Raw genomic sequence first — 19,401 nt, forward strand, 5'->3', positions numbered from 1 at the left:
ATGATGCGGAAACTGTCGCTCTTGGTTGCCGGCGCGCTGATGGGCGCGTCTGCCATGAGCCTGGTTTATGGGGTTCCAAGCTCGGCGGCGAACGCGGCAGGCTCCGACACCTATAAGCAACTCGCCATTTTCGGCGATATCTTCGAGCGCGTGCGCGCGCAGTATGTGACGCCGCCGGACGACAAGTCGCTGGTGGAAAATGCCATCAATGGCATGCTGTCGTCGCTCGACCCGCATTCGTCCTACATGAACTCCGAGCAGGCGCAGGACATGCGCGTGCAGACCAAGGGCGAGTTCGGCGGCCTCGGCATCGAGGTCACGATGGAGAACGATCTCGTCAAGGTCATCACCCCGATCGACGATACGCCGGCAGCCAAGGCCGGTGTCCTGGCCGGCGACTACATCGCCAAGATCGATGGCGACGAAGTGCGCGGCTTGACGCTGAATGACGCCGTCGACAAGATGCGCGGCGCCGTCAACACGCCCATCAAGCTGACCATCCTGCGCCAGGGTGCCGACAAGCCGATCGAGCTGACGGTGGTTCGCGACATCATCAAGGTCAAGGCGGTGAAATTCCGGGTCGAGAACGACATCGGCTACATGAAGATCACGTCTTTCACCGAGAAGACCTATGACGATATGCAGAACGCTATCGCCGAGATCAAGAAACAGATCCCGAAGGACAAGCTGAAGGGTTATGTGCTTGACCTGCGGCTCAATCCAGGTGGTCTGCTTGACCAGGCAGTGTCGGTTTCCGACGCCTTCCTGAAGCGCGGCGAGATCGTTTCGACACGTGGCCGTGATCCGAAGGACGTGACCCGTTTCGACGCCAAGTCCAAGACGACCGACGAGATCGACGGCAAGCCGCTGGTGGTGCTCGTCAACGGCGGCTCCGCAAGCGCCTCGGAAATCGTTGCCGGCGCGCTGCAGGACCTGAAGCGTGCGACGGTCGTGGGCACCCAGTCCTTCGGCAAGGGGTCGGTGCAGACCATCATCCCGCTCGGCGAGAACGGCGCGCTCCGCCTGACCACGGCGCTGTACTACACGCCGTCCGGCAAATCGATCCAGGGCAAGGGCATCACGCCCGACATCAAGGTCGATCAGCCGGTACCAGCGGAACTGCAGGGTCGCGACCTGACCCGTGGCGAGTCCGATCTCAAGGGTCACATCAAGGGCGTCGAGGAAAGCTCGCAGGGCTCCGGCTCCGCTGCCTATGTGCCGCCGGATCCGAAGAACGACCTGCAGCTGATCTTCGCCGAACAGCTGCTGCGTGGCGAAAAGACCGATGCGGCCTTCCCGCCGAACCCCGACAAGGCGGTGATGAACCAGTAAGACTGGCGCTTCGCGGCGGTTCTTTCAAAGGATACTGGCCGCTCGAACCAAGCAATGCGATGCTGCCGGGACCGCAAGGTTCCGGCAGTTTGATTCGGGGACTTGCCTACGCAGGGGTTGGCGGCTTGGCTGATTTCACCAAGGAGATCGAACGCCCGCTCGGACAATCTGTCCGGGCGCCGACGCCGCGTCCTGCGCGACGGTTGGGTCGCGGACAGGTGCTGGCTACCCTGGGCGTTCTGGTGGCGGTCGGCGCTTCCGCCGTGATTGCCTTTGGAGAAAAACCGTTCCGCAAGCCGGTGGTCGTCGCAACGCCGGCGCCGCAGGAAACGAAGCCAGCCGAGACAGTGGCTCAGGCGCCGGCGGCCCCACCGAAAACCGCAACGCAGCCGAAGAAGAACGACGGGCCACAGATCATCCGCGTCCAGCCTACCGATACCGGTGGGCAGGCCGGTATCGTCATCCAGGACGCTTCCGCTGTGGGCCAGAACCTGTCTGTCGCGCACCTGCCTGACAAGGCGCTGATCGAAGATGGCGAAGGCGGCCCCCTGCCGATCCGCTCGGCGGACGGGCAGCGGCCGTTCGATGTCTACGCCCGGCCCTGGTCCGGTGCTCGCGGCGCCCGCGTTGCCATCGTCATCGGCGGGCTCGCCGTGTCACAGACCGGGACCCAGTCGGCGATTGCCAAGCTGCCGGGCGAGGTGACACTCGCCTTTGCCTCGCAAGGCAACAGCATCGGCCGCTGGATGCAGGAGGCTCGCCGGCGTGGCCATGAGATCGTCATGCAATTGCCACTGGAACCATTCGATTATCCCAATGTGAATCCTGGGCGCAGCACACTGACCGTCGATGCCAGTGAAGAAGAAAACCTGAAGAACCTGCGCTGGGTGTTGTCGCGCACCACGAACTATACAGCGGTGATGAACTATATGGGCGCACGTTTCTCGGGGGACGCCGAGGCCTTCGCGCCGGTCATGGCGGAACTCGCCAGGCGAGGCATCGGATATCTGGACGACGGTTCCTCGGCCCGCAGCGTCGCGCCGGACCTTGCCAGGAAGGACGGTGTACCGCTGGCGATTGCCGACACCGCGATCGACGGCGTGCAGGAGCGTGGCGCCATCCTGAAGAAGCTCGATGAGCTGGAAGCGACGGCGCGCGCCAAGGGTTATGCCGTCGGTACCGGTTCGGCCTTCAACGTCACCGTAGATGCCGTCGTGTCATGGGTGAACGAGGCCAAGAAACGCGGCATCGAGATCGTGCCGATCTCGGCGGTGGCGATCGATCCGGAACGGAAGTGAGCATGACAAAGAACAAGCTGGTCGACCCTGAAACCTTGCCCTATCGCCCCTGCGTCGGCGTCATGGTGCTGAACAGCGAAGGGCTGGTATGGGTGGGGCATCGCATCGCAGAACCGGATAGCGAGTTTTCCGGCACGACGCAGCTCTGGCAGATGCCGCAGGGTGGCATCGACAAGGGCGAAGAGCCGCTGGTCGCGGCCCGGCGAGAGATCTACGAGGAGACCGGGATGAAAAGTCTCGATCTTCTGGCCGAGGCTCCCGACTGGATCAACTATGACCTGCCGCGCGATCTGGTCGGCATCGCCTTCAAGGGACGCTATCGTGGCCAGACGCAGAAATGGTTCGCATTCCGCTTCCACGGCGACGAAAGCGAAATCAAAATCAACCCGCCTCCCGGCGGCCATGACGCGGAGTTCGACGACTGGGGATGGAAGCCGATGAGTGACCTGCCCGATCTCATCGTGCCGTTCAAGCGCAAGGTCTACGAAGAGGTCGTTGCTGCCTTCCGACATCTGGTGGCATAACCGTTGCAGAAGCCAATCGTATTGCCGCACGGGGTCGAAGATGGTCGATGCCGTCAGGATTTCCGGAGCTAGACGACCCGAATTGACTGAAAAGACGATCCATACGCCCGCGCAGCCCGATGAGGCTGCGGCCGGTGCCATCCTCACCATCGATCTTGGTGCCATTCGCGAAAATTACCGACGGCTGAAGGCGCGCCTCGCTGGCGTCGCCTGTGCCGGCGTCGTCAAGGCCGACGGTTACGGGCTTGGGGCCGTGCAGGTGGCGAATGCCTTGCGCAAGGAGGGATGCGACACCTTCTTCGTTGCCCATCTGTGGGAAGGCGTTGTGCTGCGCGATGCCCTGGGGACTGTACCGACCATTTTCGTTCTGCACGGGTTTCTGCCGGGATCGGAAGCGCAGGGAGAGGCGGCAGGGCTGATTCCGGTCGTCAACAGCACCGGGCAGCTTGCAGCATGGAGCGATCTTGGCCGCCGGCTTGGCAGGAGGTTGCCGGCGGCGATCCAGGTCGACAGCGGCATGTCGCGCATTGGCCTGGCTCCGGTCGAAGTCGAAGTGCTGGCAGCCGACCCGTCAGCTTTCGACGGCATCGAACTCAGGCTGGTGATGAGCCATCTGGCCTGCGCTGATGAACCGGATCACGGCGCCAACGAATCCGAACGGCTGGAGTTCGAACGGTTGCGACGGATGTTGCCGCAGGCGCCGCTTTCCTTCGCCAATTCCTCCGGCATCTTTCTCGGCAAGCCCTACCATCACGACCTGGCCCGACCGGGTGCGGCACTTTACGGCATCAACCCGACACCGGGTCACAAGAACCCGATGCAGCCGGTGATCAAGCTGGAAGCCAAGGTGCTCCAGACCCGGCAGATCGATGCAGGGGCAGGGGTTGGCTACGGCCACACCTTTCATGCCACGGGGCCACTCCGGACAGCAACGATCACCCTGGGTTATGCCGACGGCTGGCATCGCCGTACCTCGGCGGCCGCCTTTTTCGAAGGCGCCGAATTGCCGTTCATCGGTCGGGTGTCGATGGATTCGATCATTCTCGACATTTCCGCGCTGCCCGAAGGACGGCTGAAGGAAGGCGATTTGGTCGAGCTTATTGGCCCGTCGCACCCGCTCGACACCGTGGCCGATGTCGCGGGCACGATCGGCTATGAGGTGCTGACCAGCCTTGGCCATCGCTTCCACCGGCGCTACGTCGGCGGCTGAACGATCCCGTCATGCTTGACAAGCCGTGCCGGGTCGGCAAGGCTCGTGACATGAGCAATCTTGCCCATATCCAGACCTGCTTCAGGATCTGCCCCATCGCGGGAGCGTAGCCCCGGCGCGGACGCCTTCGTGCGTCCGTCCGTACCGGGGCTTTTTTCAAAAAACAGAACTGAATTTCGAGCCGAAGGCGGCGTGAACGCGCGTCGGTTCGATTGAAGGGCCGCCACGCGTGTGGCCGGCCACGCATCGTTCCGATGCATCATCAACCCGAAGGATTCCACCATGCAAAGATCAATCAAGGTTCGTCCGCCCGACACCATCCTGGTGACCGCCAATGACCATGGCCGCTTGACCGGCCTGGCGCGGGCATCACTCGACCGGCTGCCCGATACCGCCGAAGAACTGCTTTCCGAGATGGATCGCGCCACCGTGGCCGCTCCCGGAACCCTGCCGGACACCGTCGTGCGGATGGGATCCACGATCGTTGCCCGCAATGGCGGTGGCGCCGAGCAGCGGATGACGCTGGTGTATCCAGCCGAAGCCGACATTGCCACCCAACGCATTTCCATACTTACGCCGCTGGGAACCGCCCTGATCGGCGCCGCGGTTGGCGACCGCGTTCGCTGGATCACGCGCGACGGTCGCGAAATGACACTCGACATTATTGCCGTCGAGCCGCCGCATGCGGATCGCGTCGAGGCTCGGGCATGAACAGGACCTGCCGCCTCACCACCAAGGATTTCGCCATTCTCGAAACGATGCTGGAGCGTCGGCGCGCCTTGGATGATCCGCTTGCACAGCTGCTCGAAAAGAAGCTCGCCAATGCCAGCGTGGTTTTGCTCGATTCCATCGACGCCGATGTCGTGACCATGAACAGTCGCGTCACATTTCGTATCGGTGCCAATCCGGCGGAGACACGCACCGTGATCCAGAACGAGGTGCGCGGCGTCGTTGGTGCCAGCCTGCCGGTGACGACCCCATGGGGGCTTTCGCTGCTGGGTATGGGCGAGGGCGAAGCCGGTTTCGTCGAACGGTCGGGTGGCGAGATCGAGCCGATCCGGGTGGTCAAGGTGTTGTTCCAGCCGGAAGCGGCACGCCGCGCGACTATCGCCCGACAGGCACGGCCGGCGCTCCGACTGGTCTACAGTGCCAATAGCATTGTGCCACCACTTGGCGCGGTGGAGAAAATCCGGCAGACAGGGGCCGATGACGACCCGGGTGGCCCAACGGCCGCGTGACCAGGGTGGAGCGCCATTCGTCCGTCCGGATGCCAGGGCGTTTCGAGTTTGAGGTTGCGTATCGCGCCTGCCGAAGATCATTCTGATTTCGGGCGCCGATGCGCTGGAGCCGGATGCCGCCAAGGCATTCCGCTCCATTTGGTTGTTTTGTCGTGATCCGGCAACTTGCGGGATCATGTTCTAGGAGCGGGGCGTATGAGAATTCTGGTGCTTGGAAGCGGCGTGATCGGGGTAACCGCCGCCTACTATCTGGCGGAGGCCGGCCATGAGGTGACGGTGGTGGACCGCCAGGGTGGTCCGGCCCTGGAAACCAGTTTCGGCAATGCCGGCGAGGTTTCGCCCGGTTACTCCTCGCCTTGGGCTGGCCCCGGCGTTCCGGTCAAGGCGATCAAGTGGCTGCTGATGCATTTCGGGCCGCTGGTGATCCGTCCCAAGGTCGATCCCGCCATGGTGTCGTGGGTGCTGAAGATGCTGCGCAACTGCACCGAGGCGCGTTATGCCGTGAACAAGGCGCGCATGGTACCGATCGCCGAATACAGCCGCGATTGCCTGAAGGCGCTGCGTGGCGAAATCGGCATCGCGTATGACGATCGCGCCAGGGGTACCCTGCAACTGTTCCGCAACCAGAAGCAGCTTGACGGCACTGCCGGCGACATCGAGGTGCTGAAGCAGTTCGGTGTGCCCTACGAGGTGCTTGATCCAGCCGGCTGCATCGGCGCGGAACCGGCTTTGGCCAATGTGAAAGGCAAGTTCGTTGGTGGCCTGCGCCTGCCGGGCGACGAAACAGGCGACTGCAAGATTTTCACGGAACGGCTTGCCGAACATGCGGCAAAGCGCGGCGTGAGCTTCCGCTTCAACACAGTGATCAAGGGCATTGCCACCGAAGGCGGCCGCATCGCCGGTGTGGACACCAGTGAAGGGCTGCTGACGGCGGACGCCTATGTCTGCGCGCTCGGCAGCTATTCCCCGATCATGTTGAAGCCGCTCGGCCTTTCGATTCCGGTCTACCCGATCAAGGGATATTCGATCACGGTGCCGATCTCCGATGCCGCCGGCGCGCCGGAATCGACCGTCATGGACGAGACCTACAAGGTGGCGATCACGCGACTGGGCGATCGTATCCGCGTCGGTGGTACGGCCGAGATTTCGGGCTACGATCTTGCCCTGCGTCCCGCACGGCGCGCGACGCTCGAACATTCGGTCACCGATCTGTTTCCGCGCGGTGGCGATGTGTCGAAGGCCAGTTTCTGGTGCGGGCTCAGGCCGATGACGCCGGACGGCCCGCCGATCATCGGCAAGACGCGCTATGACAACCTCTTCCTCTCCACCGGCCATGGCACGCTGGGCTGGACCATGGCCTGCGGATCGGGGCGGGTGCTGGCCGACATCGTGTCGGGCAGGAAGCCGGACATCGACGTCAGCGAACTCGGCATGTCCCGCTACGCCTGATCCTGTTTTTCCAACACGCCGAAATCCTGAAGTTTCGGCGTGTTGAATGCCTGCGTCGTCTGTCGGAGGCTAAGTCCTCAGCGAACGCGGCTGCTCCTCCGACTGATACATCGAGATCTGATGGCCGTCTGGGTCGGCGATCTCGGCCGACCACCCCCCGGGGGCATGGCTGACCGGCGTGACGATGGTAGCGCCTTTTTCGGCGAGCCCTGCCACCACGTCGTCGATGCCACCCTCGGCGATCTCGAAGACGATGATGGGCGAATTGCCCGGTCGCGATTCCTGCTGGAAGAAAATCAGTTCGATGTTGTTGGCGGTCTTCGCCATCAGCCAGTCATGGCCATCGCCGGCATCGCCCATGTTCTCGATTTCGAGACCGAGAACGTCGCGATAGAAGGTTTCGGTGCGGCCGATGTCGGTGACGAAATAGCAGATGGTGCCAAGCTTTCTGTTGCGGAACACGGTGTCTACTCCTGGTTCGAGGGTTTGCGTTGGCTCTGTTGCCGCGCCATGCCGATTTGTGAGGGGATGCTCACCAAAAAAAGATGACCGTCGGGATCATGGCTGGCGAGCAGTACGCCGTCGCGTCGCGACGGCCCAAGCAAGGCGCGCCGGATGCTGCCAAAATGCAGCAGGCCGTCGAGGCCGGGAATTTCCTCGAGCCGGTCTCCACCGATGTCGCGCCATCGTCGCCTGATTTCGGCGATGCGTTGCCGCAAGGCCGGATCTGACAGGCGCAGCAGCCAGGCTATCTCTCGGCGCGTGTGGCCGGTCAGCGCCAACAGCGCTGTGGTCCTGAGTGCCGCAGGCAGCGTGGCCACAAAAGTATTGGGCATATCCCCGCGCGTGGCAGACGCCTCCGGCTCAGCTTGCCAGCGGGTCTCGCGCTGGCGTCGCCGGATGGCGGAGCGGGCCTCGAATGCGGCCCGCTTGCGGATGGCGCCCTGCAACCATCGGCGGTTGTCCGGGCAGGAAAGGTCGGAGCGGCCGGCCTCGATGGCCGAAAGCAGAACCGCCTGCAAAAGGTCTTCCGCTTCGTCGGCACGTCTCGACACGCGTTGAGCTTGGCGTAGCAGTTCGACATAGGGTCGCGACAGCAAGGTTTCCTCCCGAGCAGCTCGGTCGGTTCAAAGAAACAGGGCGCGATCCTTTTCGACAAGCCCGGCTATGAAGGATGCCACCACCTGGATGCGCCTGAGCTGGCGCACGCTCTCATGGTAGACCAGCCAATAGGCACGGCGGATCGGCGGAGCTGCTTCCACCGGCACCAGTTCCGGCATCGAGCGGGCGACAAAGGTGTGCAGGATGCCGACCCCTGCGCCGGAGCGCACGGCCTCGGCCTGGCCCATGGCCGAGGATATGGCGAATGTGGAATGCCAGTCGTGGCTGAATTCGGCGGCATAGTCGAGCGACTGGCTGACGATCAGGTCGGGCACGTAGCCGATCAGCGTATGGTCCTTCAACTCCTCTCGACTTCGGGGCAAACCATGCTTGTCGGCATAGGCGCGCGAGGCATAGAGGCCAAGCGTGTAGTCGACGAGCTTGCCGGCGACGAGCCTGCCTTCCGTCGGTCGTTCGACGGTGATGGCGATATCCGCCTCGCGTCGCGACAATGAGAAAGAACGGGGCACCGGCACCAGCTGCACGGTGAGTTCCCGGTGCATGGCAGTCAGCGCGCCGAGCCGTGGTGCGAGATAGGCAACGCCGAAGCCGTCAGGCGCGCCGATGCGCACGGTGCCCGAGATGTCGTCGCCTTCGCCGGCGACCGTCGAGCGGGCGGCGATCATTTCGGCTTCCATGCGCTCGGCAATATCGAGGAACCGTTCGCCGGCCGGCGTCAGTTCGGAGCCTGTGGTCAGCCGCCGGAACAGTTTGGTGCGCAGCGCCTCTTCCAGGGTGGCAATGCGCCGGGAGACCGTGGCGTGGTTTAGTTCCAGGCGCCTGGCCGCACCCAGTATCTGGCCGGTGCGGGCGACGGCAAGGAAGATGCGCACGTCATCCCAGTTCATGATATCTCCATGGTGGTCGCGATATCCCGATGGCGAGGAAGGGAAAAGTCGATCGCATCTTTGCGTCGTTTGATGCTTGTGTCCAGATCGATATACGATTTTTGCACAACGGCTGCGATTTCCCTCGCGTTGCGTTCCGGTCTTTAAAGACCGACAATGGTTTCAATCAAAATCCAGGGAGAGAACCATGATCGACTACGGTCATTTCATCGGTGGCAAGCGTGTCGCCGGCACCAGCGGGCGCAAGCAGGATGTGATGCAGCCGATGGACGGCTCGGTGCGTGGCACCGTGGCGCTGGCTTCGAAGTCGGAACTGCGCGCCGCCGTCGAGAACGCCAAGGAAGCTCAGGTGAAATGGGCCGCGGTCAACCCGCAACGCCGCGTGCGCGTGCTGATGAAGTTCCTGGAACTTGCCAATCGCGAGTATGACTCGCTCGCCGATATCCTTGCCCGTGAGCACGGCAAGACCATCGCCGACGCCAAGGGCGATATCCAGCGTGGCCTGGAAGTGGTCGAGGTCTGCATCGGTGCGCCGCACATGATGAAGGGCGAATTCACCGACGGTGCTGGCCCGGGCATCGACGTCTATTCGATGCGCCAGCCGCTCGGTGTCGTTGCCGGCATCACCCCGTTCAACTTCCCTGCCATGATCCCGCTGTGGAAGATCGCCCCGGCGATTGCCTGCGGCAACGCCTTCATCCTGAAGCCGTCCGAGCGCGATCCCGGCGTGCCGCTGCGGATTGCCGAGCTTTTCATCGAAGCTGGCTTGCCGGAAGGCGTCCTCAATGTCGTCAACGGCGACAAGGAAGTGGTCGATGCCATCCTCGACGATCCGGACATCAAGGCCATCGGCTTTGTCGGCTCGACGCCGATCGCGCAATACATCTATTCGCGCGGTTGTGCGGCCGGCAAGCGCGTGCAGTGCTTCGGCGGCGCCAAGAATCACATGATCATCATGCCCGACGCCGATATGGACCAGACTGTCGACGCCCTGATCGGTGCCGGTTACGGCTCGGCCGGCGAGCGCTGCATGGCGATCTCCGTCGCGGTTCCGGTCGGCAACGATACCGCCAACCGGCTGATGGAAAAGCTGATCCCGCGTGTCGAGAGCCTGAAGGTCGGCCCCTCGACCGATTCCGCCGCCGATTTCGGCCCGGTCGTGACTAGGCAAGCGCTGGAGCGCATCAAGGGTTACGTCGATCTCGGCGTGAAGGAAGGCGCGAAGCTGGTTGTCGATGGCCGCGGTTTCAAGATGCAGGGCTATGAGAATGGCTACTACATGGGCGGTTGCCTGTTCGATGACGTGACGCCCGACATGACGATCTACAAGGAAGAGATCTTCGGCCCAGTGCTGTCGGTGGTGCGTGCGCCGCGCTACGAGGACGCGATCAAGCTCGCCAACGACCACGAGATGGGCAATGGCGTTGCTATCTTCACCCGCGACGGCGATGCGGCGCGCGATTTCGCCAGCCGTGTGCAGGTCGGCATGGTCGGCGTGAACGTGCCGATCCCGGTTCCGATCGCCTACTACACGTTCGGTGGCTGGAAGGCGTCGTCCTTCGGCGATCTCAACCAGCACGGTCCGGACGCGTTCCGCTTCTACACCAAGACCAAGACGGTCACCTCGCGCTGGCCGTCGGGCGTCAAGGATGGTGCAGAATTCGTCATCCCGACGATGAACTAGGCTAGTCTTTGATCTGTTTTGAAGTTGAAACGGGCGCCCTGGCGCCCGTTTTCTTTTATCCCTCGTCTTCTTCCTCGGCTCCCGGCTGGTATTCGAGCAGGTCTCCTGGCTGGCAGTCGAGCTCGGCGCATATTCGCGACAATGTCGAGAAGCGCACGCCTTTCACCTTGCCGGATTTGAGCAGCGAAAGGTTCTGCTCGGTGATGCCGACCTTGCCGGCAAGCTCCTTGGACCGCACCTTACGGCGCGCCAGCATGACATCGAGATTGACGATGATCGGCATCAGATGAACCGCTTGTTTTCGTCTTCGATCCGGGCGGCGACGGTCATCAGATGACCGAACATCACCAGCACGCCGGAGACCAGCAACGTAAGTAATTCAGGCGTGCCGAAACCGATCGAGAGGAAGCGTTGGCCGGACGGCATGTCGATGGACAGGATCAACGAGACGAGAGGCCGTGAAAGCAGCATGACCAGCGCGTTGACAAAGAAGGCGATGCCAGAGCGGCGCAGCCAGCGTGCGGCACCAGCCCCGATCGTCTCATGTCGCGCAATCTCGCGAAAAGCCATGCGCAGGCTCAACAGCCCGGCAATCATGGGCGCGGTCTGGGCCAGGAACACCACCACAAGCAGGAATGCCGCGATGGTGGAGCTCTGACCAGGAGTGGGGAAGCCGTACTGTTGTGCGGCGAAGGACCCGGCCGTGTCCGGTTGGGCAAGCGCCCAGGCCAGCCCGATTCCAACCACCATGAGGATCACCACGACAATCGCGGTGATCAGCAATTCCAACCGTCGGCTCAGCCGGCGGGCACGCTCACGTTCTGCCATGACGCGATCCTTAATTTCTTGGTTGCATTTATTATCGTAAAACAATAATTATTGGTTGTCAAATTTGGATCGATCTCATGTTCAAGCAAATCTCGCATGGCTGCATATTGGTTGCGGCCCTGGCCGTTGCCGGCTGTGCCTCCGTAGCGCCTTCGGCACTTTTCAAACTTGCCGCCCTTGATCCATTGTCAGCTGATCCGGAGGTTCTCGCCATCGCGGCGGTAATGCCTGCAGCGCTTAAGCTGCGTACCGGTGATGTCGTGCTGGATTTTTCGCTGCAGGTGTCCGCGCCCGCTGGATCCGTTCACGAAGTGGTGCCGCTCGAAATCGTCGATGGCGGCAAAACACCAGGCGTCGTGGCCAGTCCGAGTTTCGAACACATCCAGCAGGCCAGGGTGGCAGCGAAGGACGTGGATCGGCTGGCCGCCGGACTGGCAAAAGCCCGTGCCTATCGGGAGACAGGCCGGCGCGACGGAAAAGGCAGCATTTCCGTAACCATAAAAGGTGGTTGCCGTGCCGGAGCCACCCGTGACGGGTCATTGACCGCGGCGATTTACATGCGCGTCAAGCCGGGCGAAAAGTTCTTTCCGCTCACAACGGCGATCAATTTGCGCGAACTTCTCGGCAACGATGCCATCGCAAGGCTTCCGGCGTGTCAGAACTCGTGAGGTCGACGCTTGTTTTGCTCAGGGCAGCCACCACATCTTCTTCAGGGCCCCGCAATAAGCCGGGGCTGAACGCGAAACCGGAAGGAGCGACGCGATGAGGTCGCCGCATCCAGCCCTGAGCGTGCCGGTATACTGAGGCTGCCCATGTGCCTCCCTTTGCCGACGCGTATGGGCGAAGGAGGTGCCAGATGGCACGCTATCCTGCTTTTCGACGGGTGACGCTGGCGGCGGTTGCCGTGGTGATGGCGTTTCTGCCGCGGCAAGCGGAGGCGCAAATCGGTTGCGGCATGCGCGATGTCATCGTTGCCAGACTTGATCAGCTCTTCCATGAGCATCGGATCGGCTACGGCCTCGTTGGCCAGGTCGCCGTTGTCGAGCTCTATGTTTCCACGGCCGGTACCTGGACGGTGCTGATGACCGATGTGAGCGGTCGGACCTGTATCGTGGGCGCAGGTGAGGGGTGGGAAAATACACCGATGGCCGATGTGAGGGAGCGCGACAGTTGAGGGCGTTTCGTGTCACCGCATCGCGGCGGCCTGGGCATGCAGGCACAGCAGCGCCATCAACCTGTCGGCTTCTGCCGCGGCCGAATCCTGATCTCGTTCCAGGATGGCGCGGATCAGTGTGACGTGATTGCCGGCCACTTCGGCGAGGCCGGTGCCGCTTTGGAAACGGAACCAGAAACGGCGGCTGTGTATCTGCAGGGGCACAATGAGCCGGGCGGCGAATTGATTGTCTGCGGCGAGCGCTATCGAGTCATCGAGTGATTTTTCCGCTTCGAGGTATCCGACGACATCGCTGCTGACGACCGCGCTGTGAATGGCGAGCGCAGTTGCTTGCAGGCGGGCTACGATTTCCGGTGTGGCGAAACGGGCGGCCGAGCGTGCGAGAATGATTTCGGTGCCTCGGCGTGCATCGAGCACCTTCAGCCAGTCGCCTGCATGGAGTGGGGCGATTTCGAGACCGGCGCGGGAACGGATCGCAACAAGCCCCTCCCAGGCGAGGCGCTGGATCGCCTCTCGGACAGGGGTGCGACCGAGCGACGTTTTTTCGATCAGGGCTCTTTCAGTGGTCACACTGCCGGGAGCGAGTTCGAGCGTGACGATCATTTTTTCGAGCACACGATAGGCTTTGGCGCTCGCCGATTCAGCGGTTTCGCCGCGTTCCGTTACAGGCACGTTTGTGTTCAAGATGCGTCGTCCGAATAAGATATACTCTTGATATATCAAGCCGGCAAAGCCAGCTGACACAAGGCATTCATAAGAGATATATCAGTGATATATCAAGACAAAGTGCCTGCGCGACAGGCTCGGATTTCGGACTGTCCTCAGCAAAATTCATGGCGGACAAGGTGCGTGATCCTGTTTGACCGTAGAGCGCCCGAGGGCACTCTGGTGCTTGGCTTGCTTTCTCACCTGGCGCGCAAATCGAACCGGCGAAGACTGTCGATAAAAGCCGTTCCTGCCCGCAGAGGAAGGCGGGTGTCCGCCTTAGCCGGGACGGCGGGGCGCGGGCACAGGCAACTCGGTGCCATGGTGTGGTTCGCCCAAGGGTGTGCTGAAGACCGACGATGGTTTCGTCCGCGAATCAAGCGCCGGAGCATTGCTCAGGGGCGCAGATGGCGAAGGCGGTATTGGCCGGCGGGTCCGCTTCCAGTGGAAGTCGGGCGCTCATCAGGGGGTCGAATATGACTTTCGTCGATGACCGCGATGCGCTCGCGTGCCGCTTCATCGCCAACTAAGGTTTCCCAAATGGATTTGTCGGCGAACAAGGAGGAAAAGTGAGGGCTCTAAAACACGCAAGGATTCGTCTTCTCAACCGATTTTGAAGACCGAAACTTCGAAAATCGGTGCAAACTAATTCGGAATCGGCAAAGACATTGCTTTGTGCCAATGATACGGTCCGCCGTAGTCCACGAACCGGGCAACGATAATAAGGCAGTCGCGAGGCGCGCTGGAACACGCGCCAGACGATAGAAAAATGCCGTTGCAATCTGGGTTTGAGACCTTACGACTAGGGGAAATTACGAGAGAGGCGCGCCAGGGCAGGCGACGTCTCAGGGGAGCCTCGGGAATATGCAGTATTTCGTTCAGCAGCTTGTGAACGGGCTGACGCTCGGGTCCATTTATGGGCTCATCGCGATCGGCTACACGATGGTCTACGGCATCATCGGCATGATCAACTTCGCCCATGGCGATATCTTCATGGTCGGGGCGTTCACCGCGCTGATCGTGTTCCTGATCCTTGGCGCCATGTTCGCCTCGGTGCCGGTGGTCATCGCGCTCCTGATCATGATGATCGTCGCGATGCTGCTGACCAGTCTCTACAACTGGACGATCGAGAAGGTCGCCTATCGCCCGTTGCGCGGTTCCTTCCGCCTTGCCCCGCTGATCACTGCCATTGGCATGTCGATCGCCCTCTCCAATTTCGTGCAGGTCACGCAGGGGCCGCGCAACAAGCCGATCCCGCCGATGGTCAGCCAGGTCTATAACGTCGGCGGCATCTCCATTTCGCTGAAGCAGATCATCATCGTGGTGGTCACGGCGGTGCTGCTGGCGCTGTTCTGGTATCTCGTCAACAAGACCGCACTTGGCCGCGCCCAGCGCGCCTGCGAGCAGGACCGCAAGATGGCGGCGCTGCTCGGCATCGATGTCGATCGCACCATCTCCATCACCTTCATCATGGGTGCTGCGCTTGCCGCCGTCGCCGGCACGCTGTTCCTGATGTATTACGGCGTCGTCTCCTTCTCCGATGGTTTCGTGCCTGGCGTGAAAGCCTTCACGGCGGCCGTGCTCGGTGGCATCGGCTCGTTGCCGGGTGCAGTGCTCGGTGGTCTGCTGATCGGCTTCATCGAGAGCATGTGGTCGGCCTATTTCTCCATCGACTACAAGGACGTCGCCGCCTTCTCGATCCTGGCGATCGTGCTGATCTTCCTGCCTTCCGGCATCCTCGGCCGGCCAGAAGTCGAAAAGGTCTGACCCCATGGCCGTTACCGTTTCCAACAACACGGGCGATACAGTCGCCAATCCGATGGCTCGTGCTTTCCGCGAGGCAATCTATGCCGGCCTCGTCGCATTTGGGCTTTTCGTTCTGCTCATTGGCCTGAGGACCGACCAGAACATCCGCAACGAACTGGTGCTCATCCAGCGCTGGGGGCTGCTTGCTATCGTGGTGGGCATTACCGCGCTCGGCCGGTTCCTCTACGTGGCCTTCGCCATACCGGCGATGGAGCGCGCCAAGGCGGAGAAAGCGGCTGCGCCCGCCGCTGCCGCCGAGCCAGGGTTCGTTCGCCGCAATTTCAACTCACTCGGCATTGCCGCTCTGGTGCTCTATCCCATCCTGGTGGTGTCGCTGGTCGGGTTCCAGAGCTCCCTGAAATGGGTCGACAATTTCGGCATCCAGATCCTGATCTACGTGATGCTGGCATGGGGCCTGAACATCGTCGTCGGCCTCGCCGGCCTGCTCGACCTCGGTTATGTCGCCTTTTATGCGGTTGGCGCCTATGCCTACGCGCTGCTCGGCACGCATTACGGGCTGTCGTTCTGGATCCTGCTGCCCGCCGCCGGCATCATGGCTGCCTTCTGGGGCATCCTGCTTGGCTTCCCGGTCCTGCGTCTGCGCGGTGACTATCTTGCCATCGTTACGCTGGCCTTCGGCGAAATCATCCGCCTCGTGCTGATCAATTGGCGCGAGGTCACGAATGGTGCTGCCGGTATTTCCGGCATCCCCAAGGTTTCGTTCTTCGGCCTGATGTCGTTCAACGTGTCGGACCCGAACTACATCGCCAAGGTGCTGGGCATTGCCCAGTCGGGCGCCTACTACAAGATCTTCCTGTACTATCTCATCCTGGCCATGGCGCTGGTCACGGCCTTCGTCACCATCCGGCTGCGCCGCATGCCGGTGGGGCGTGCGTGGGAAGCCTTGCGCGAGGATGAGATCGCCTGCCGCTCGCTCGGCATCAACACCACCACCACCAAGCTCACGGCTTTTGCCACCGGCGCAATGTTCGGCGGGTTCGCTGGCTCCTTCTTCGCCGCCCGGCAAGGCTTCGTATCGCCGGAATCCTTCGTCTTCATCGAATCGGCTATCATCCTGGCGATCGTGGTGCTGGGTGGCATGGGTTCGCTCGGCGGCATCGCGGTCGCTGCGGTCGTGATGATCGGCGGCACCGAGATCCTGCGTGAACTGGATTTCCTCAAAGTGGTGTTCGGGCCGGACTTCACACCTGAACTCTACCGCATGCTCCTGTTCGGCATGGCCATGGTCATCGTCATGTTGTGGAAGCCACGCGGCTTCGTCGGCAGTCGCGAACCGACCGCGTTCCTCAAGGAACGAAAAGCGGTTTCAAGTTCCTTCACCAAGGAAGGACACGGCTGATGGATGCGAGCTCCGCCATGAACAAGACGCTTCTTCAGGTCGAGCACCTGTCGATGAAATTCGGCGGCCTGGTCGCCATCGGCGATCTGTCCTTCGAGGCCCGGCGCGGCGAGATCACCGCGCTGATCGGTCCGAACGGCGCCGGCAAGACGACGGTGTTCAATTGCATCACCGGTTTCTACAAGCCGACCGAGGGCATGATACGCTTCACCGGTCACGGTGGTTCGGAATTCCTGCTCGAACGCATGCCGGACTTCCAGATCACCGCCAAGGCAAAGGTCGCCCGCACCTTCCAGAACATCCGCCTGTTTTCGGGCATGACGGTTCTGGAAAACCTGCTGGTCGCCCAGCACAACAAGCTGATGAAGGCGTCGGGCTATACGATCGTCGGCCTGCTCGGCCTCGGCAATTACCGCCGCGTGTCGGGTGAATCGGTCGAACTGGCCAAGCACTGGCTTGAAAAGGCCGACCTCATGGATCGCGCCGACGATCCCGCCGGCGACCTGCCCTATGGCGCACAGCGCCGCCTCGAGATCGCCCGTGCCATGTGCACCGGTCCGGAACTGCTCTGCCTCGACGAACCCGCAGCCGGTCTCAATCCGAAGGAATCGCTGGCGCTCAACGATCTGCTTCTGGACATCAAGAACAGCACCGGCACGTCGATCCTGCTCATCGAGCACGACATGTCGGTGGTGATGCAGATTTCCGATCACATCGTGGTGCTGGAGTATGGCCGCAAGATCTCCGATGGCGATCCGGCTTTTGTGCGCTCCGATCCCAAGGTCATCGCCGCCTATCTCGGCGTCGACGACGAAGAGGTCGAGACCGTGCTCACCGACGTCGGCGATGAGAACATCATCGAACAGCTCGAGGCGCACCCCGATACCGCGCATGGGCCAGGCACATCCGCTTCGATGATGGCCGGTCCGATCAGCGAGACGATCGACCATGTCGAAGGCGAGCGGGTGACCGTTTCCAAGGGGGCATCGAAGGCCGCGCTGGTGGAGGCACGGGCCAATGTCGCCTCGGAAGCTGCTGCGGCGAGTGCCAAGGCATCCAGAGGCAAGCCGGCGAAAAGTGCCGGTTCAGCGAAATCCGCAGGCAAGGTCGGCGGGAAGACCGCTGCCAGGCCAGAGGCCGCGAAGTCGATGGCTGTCGCAGCCACACCTGCAGCCAAGACCACGAAACCTGCAGCGTCGGCAAAAGCGACTGCAGCAGCACCTGCAGCCAAGTCAGCAAAAGCGCCGGCGGCCAAGCCGGCTGCTGCGGCGAAACCGGCAGCCGGTATATCCAACCGTCTCTCGGCACCGCGCGGCGGCAAGGCCGACAACCTGACCCGCATCAAGGGCGTCGGCTCGGTCAACGAAAAGAAGCTGAACGACCACGGCATATATCATTTCGACCAGATCGCTGCCTGGAAGAAGGCCGACGTCGTCGCGGCGGAAGCCTATCTCGCCTTTGACGGGCGCATTGCCCGCGAAGACTGGATCGGCCAGGCAAAACTGCTCGCCAAGGGCAGCGAAACGGAGTTCTCGCGTCGCGTCGATGCGGGCGATGTGCCAACCAGCCATGCGTCGGCAAAGTCCGCAGCGGCCAAGCGCGGAGGACGTAAGTGATGGCCGGTGCACCGCTGCTCGATATCAAGGGCGTCCACACCTACTACGGCAACATCCGCGCGCTGAACGGCGTCAATGTCAGCGTCAACGAGGGCGAGATCGTCGCTTTGATCGGTGCCAACGGTGCCGGCAAGTCGACGCTGATGATGACCGTCTTCGGCGCACCGCGGGCGCGGACCGGAACGATCACCTTCGCCGGCACCGACATCACGCAGATGCCGACGCATGAGATCGCCAGGCTGCGCATCGCGCAGTCGCCGGAAGGCCGACGCATCTTCCCGCGCATGACGGTGATGGAAAACCTGCAGATGGGCGCCAGCCTCGACAACCTCAAATATTACAGCGAGGACGTCGAGAAGGTCTTCACCCTGTTCCCCCGCCTCAAGGAGCGTATCAGCCAGCGCGGCGGCACCCTGTCGGGTGGCGAGCAGCAGATGCTGTCGATCGGGCGCGCGTTGATGGCGCGGCCGAAACTGCTTTTGCTGGATGAACCATCGCTCGGTCTTGCGCCGCTGATCGTCAAGCAGATCTTCGACGCTATTCGCGAGCTCAACCGCACGCAGGGATTGACGGTATTCCTGGTCGAGCAGAACGCCTTCGGCGCGCTGAAGCTCGCCACGCGTGGCTATGTCATGGTGAACGGCAATGTCACCATGAGCGGCAGCGGCAAGGACCTGCTCGCCAATCCGGAAGTCCGCGCCGCCTATCTCGAAGGCGGACATCACTAAGGGGGGTCTTCATCATGCAAGGCATCATCTATGAAGAAGCCTCCGTCTGGCAGTTCTTCTTCGTCACCTGCCTGTTGGGCGGATGGGCAGCCTGGATGACAGGCAGGGCCTGTGCGCAGACATGGCGGACGCGGCCGATGCTGTTCGTCTACATTCTGGGCCTGGGGCTTGGCGTGCGGTTCATCCATCACGCTCTTTTCGAGGGCACGATGTTCACGCTGCAGTTCTATGTCGTCGACACGATCGTGCTGATGGTGCTGGCTTTTCTCGGCTACCAGTATACCCGCACCAACCAAATGGTGTCGCAGTATAGCTGGCTATACGAAAAGGTTTCGCCGCTCAGCTGGAAGGCGAAAGGCTGATGTTTTTGACTCACGCGCTTCGAACAAGAATCGGCGTGACAAGGCCTTAAAATGAGGCAAAGTACGTTTTCTGCGATT

General features: G+C 62.0%; 21 protein-coding genes. 15 read left to right on the forward strand and 6 right to left on the reverse strand.

The annotated features are described in order from the left end of the window. From C1M53_RS13095 to C1M53_RS13125, 7 genes are all read left to right on the forward strand, one after another. On the forward strand, positions 1-1,332 hold the full coding sequence (locus tag C1M53_RS13095; RefSeq protein ID WP_165358134.1) for a S41 family peptidase: 1,332 nt from the start codon (positions 1-3) through the stop codon (positions 1,330-1,332). A 125-nt stretch (positions 1,333-1,457) separates the two neighbouring features. Beyond that, positions 1,458-2,630 (forward strand): divergent polysaccharide deacetylase family protein, encoded by a 1,173-nt coding sequence (locus tag C1M53_RS13100; protein ID WP_129412641.1) that lies wholly within the window; start codon positions 1,458-1,460, stop codon positions 2,628-2,630. A 2-nt stretch (positions 2,631-2,632) separates the two neighbouring features. Next, positions 2,633-3,154 (forward strand): RNA pyrophosphohydrolase, encoded by a 522-nt coding sequence (locus tag C1M53_RS13105; RefSeq protein WP_129412642.1) that lies wholly within the window; start codon positions 2,633-2,635, stop codon positions 3,152-3,154. Positions 3,155-3,194: 40 nt separating this feature from the next. Beyond that, a complete protein-coding gene (gene alr, locus C1M53_RS13110) occupies positions 3,195-4,364 on the forward strand; it encodes an alanine racemase (protein ID WP_129412643.1) in 1,170 nt (389 codons plus the stop codon). Positions 4,365-4,646: 282 nt separating this feature from the next. After that, positions 4,647-5,075 carry a nucleoside diphosphate kinase regulator gene (gene rnk / locus C1M53_RS13115; RefSeq protein WP_129412644.1) on the forward strand — a complete coding sequence of 143 codons (429 nt, stop codon included), beginning with the start codon at positions 4,647-4,649 and terminating at the stop codon, positions 5,073-5,075. Next, the gene (locus tag C1M53_RS13120; protein ID WP_129412645.1) at positions 5,072-5,602 is read left to right on the forward strand and encodes a nucleoside-diphosphate kinase; all 531 of its coding nucleotides are present in this window, start codon (positions 5,072-5,074) and stop codon (positions 5,600-5,602) included. The genes rnk and C1M53_RS13120 overlap by 4 nt, the downstream gene beginning before the upstream one ends. A gap of 195 nt (positions 5,603-5,797) precedes the next feature. Further along, entirely contained in the window at positions 5,798-7,051 is a 1,254-nt protein-coding gene (locus C1M53_RS13125; protein ID WP_129412646.1) for a D-amino acid dehydrogenase, read from the forward strand. Between the two features lie 69 nt (positions 7,052-7,120). Here the strand turns inward: C1M53_RS13125 and C1M53_RS13130 are convergent, their stop codons facing one another. The 3 genes from C1M53_RS13130 to C1M53_RS13140 are packed head-to-tail and all read right to left on the reverse strand — an operon-like array spanning position 7,121 to position 9,060. Beyond that, positions 7,121-7,513 carry a VOC family protein gene (locus C1M53_RS13130; RefSeq protein WP_129412647.1) on the reverse strand — a complete coding sequence of 131 codons (393 nt, stop codon included), beginning with the start codon at positions 7,511-7,513 and terminating at the stop codon, positions 7,121-7,123. Positions 7,514-7,518: 5 nt separating this feature from the next. Further along, positions 7,519-8,151, reverse strand: coding sequence for a transcriptional regulator (locus tag C1M53_RS13135; RefSeq protein WP_129412648.1), 633 nt, complete (start codon positions 8,149-8,151; stop codon positions 7,519-7,521). 27 nt (positions 8,152-8,178) lie between these two features. Beyond that, complete coding sequence (locus C1M53_RS13140; RefSeq protein WP_129412649.1) at positions 8,179-9,060, reverse strand: LysR family transcriptional regulator; 882 nt, start codon at positions 9,058-9,060, stop codon at positions 8,179-8,181. Positions 9,061-9,247: 187 nt separating this feature from the next. Here C1M53_RS13140 and C1M53_RS13145 point away from each other — a divergent pair, with 187 nt between their 5' ends. Then, positions 9,248-10,744 carry a CoA-acylating methylmalonate-semialdehyde dehydrogenase gene (locus C1M53_RS13145; RefSeq protein WP_129412650.1) on the forward strand — a complete coding sequence of 499 codons (1,497 nt, stop codon included), beginning with the start codon at positions 9,248-9,250 and terminating at the stop codon, positions 10,742-10,744. A 55-nt stretch (positions 10,745-10,799) separates the two neighbouring features. Here C1M53_RS13145 and C1M53_RS13150 read toward each other — a convergent pair whose 3' ends face one another. Both C1M53_RS13150 and C1M53_RS13155 read right to left on the reverse strand, forming a co-directional pair. Further along, complete coding sequence (locus C1M53_RS13150) at positions 10,800-11,027, reverse strand: helix-turn-helix transcriptional regulator (protein ID WP_121449809.1); 228 nt, start codon at positions 11,025-11,027, stop codon at positions 10,800-10,802. After that, the gene (locus C1M53_RS13155; RefSeq protein WP_129412651.1) at positions 11,027-11,572 is read right to left on the reverse strand and encodes a hypothetical protein; all 546 of its coding nucleotides are present in this window, start codon (positions 11,570-11,572) and stop codon (positions 11,027-11,029) included. The genes C1M53_RS13150 and C1M53_RS13155 overlap by 1 nt, the downstream gene beginning before the upstream one ends. A 77-nt stretch (positions 11,573-11,649) precedes the next feature. On the opposite strand from C1M53_RS13155, the gene C1M53_RS13160 reads away from it, so the two are divergent. Then, complete coding sequence (locus C1M53_RS13160; protein WP_129412652.1) at positions 11,650-12,240, forward strand: hypothetical protein; 591 nt, start codon at positions 11,650-11,652, stop codon at positions 12,238-12,240. A 188-nt stretch (positions 12,241-12,428) separates the two neighbouring features. Continuing rightward, the gene (locus C1M53_RS13165; RefSeq protein WP_245488539.1) at positions 12,429-12,746 is read left to right on the forward strand and encodes a hypothetical protein; all 318 of its coding nucleotides are present in this window, start codon (positions 12,429-12,431) and stop codon (positions 12,744-12,746) included. A 12-nt stretch (positions 12,747-12,758) separates the two neighbouring features. Here C1M53_RS13165 and C1M53_RS13170 read toward each other — a convergent pair whose 3' ends face one another. Then, entirely contained in the window at positions 12,759-13,418 is a 660-nt protein-coding gene (locus tag C1M53_RS13170) for a GntR family transcriptional regulator (RefSeq protein WP_281040934.1), read from the reverse strand. Between the two features lie 897 nt (positions 13,419-14,315). On the opposite strand from C1M53_RS13170, the gene C1M53_RS13175 reads away from it, so the two are divergent. From C1M53_RS13175 to C1M53_RS13195, 5 genes are read left to right on the forward strand one after another with little or no spacing between them, the layout of a single operon-like run. After that, positions 14,316-15,218: a branched-chain amino acid ABC transporter permease LivH gene (locus tag C1M53_RS13175; protein ID WP_129412653.1), complete on the forward strand. Its 903-nt coding sequence runs from the start codon at positions 14,316-14,318 to the stop codon at positions 15,216-15,218. Between the two features lie 4 nt (positions 15,219-15,222). After that, the gene (gene livM / locus C1M53_RS13180; RefSeq protein WP_129412654.1) at positions 15,223-16,617 is read left to right on the forward strand and encodes a high-affinity branched-chain amino acid ABC transporter permease LivM; all 1,395 of its coding nucleotides are present in this window, start codon (positions 15,223-15,225) and stop codon (positions 16,615-16,617) included. Next, complete coding sequence (locus C1M53_RS13185) at positions 16,617-18,233, forward strand: ATP-binding cassette domain-containing protein (RefSeq protein WP_129412655.1); 1,617 nt, start codon at positions 16,617-16,619, stop codon at positions 18,231-18,233. The genes livM and C1M53_RS13185 overlap by 1 nt, the downstream gene beginning before the upstream one ends. After that, positions 18,233-18,961, forward strand: a complete 729-nt coding sequence (locus C1M53_RS13190) for an ABC transporter ATP-binding protein (protein WP_129412656.1) — start codon at positions 18,233-18,235, stop codon at positions 18,959-18,961. Before C1M53_RS13185 ends, C1M53_RS13190 begins: the two co-directional genes overlap by 1 nt. A gap of 14 nt (positions 18,962-18,975) precedes the next feature. Further along, a complete protein-coding gene (locus C1M53_RS13195; protein WP_129412657.1) occupies positions 18,976-19,323 on the forward strand; it encodes a DUF6867 family protein in 348 nt (115 codons plus the stop codon). The last annotated feature ends 78 nt before the right edge of the window (positions 19,324-19,401 follow it).

The organism is Mesorhizobium sp. Pch-S (assembly GCF_004136315.1).
Lineage (GTDB): Bacteria > Pseudomonadota > Alphaproteobacteria > Rhizobiales > Rhizobiaceae > Mesorhizobium.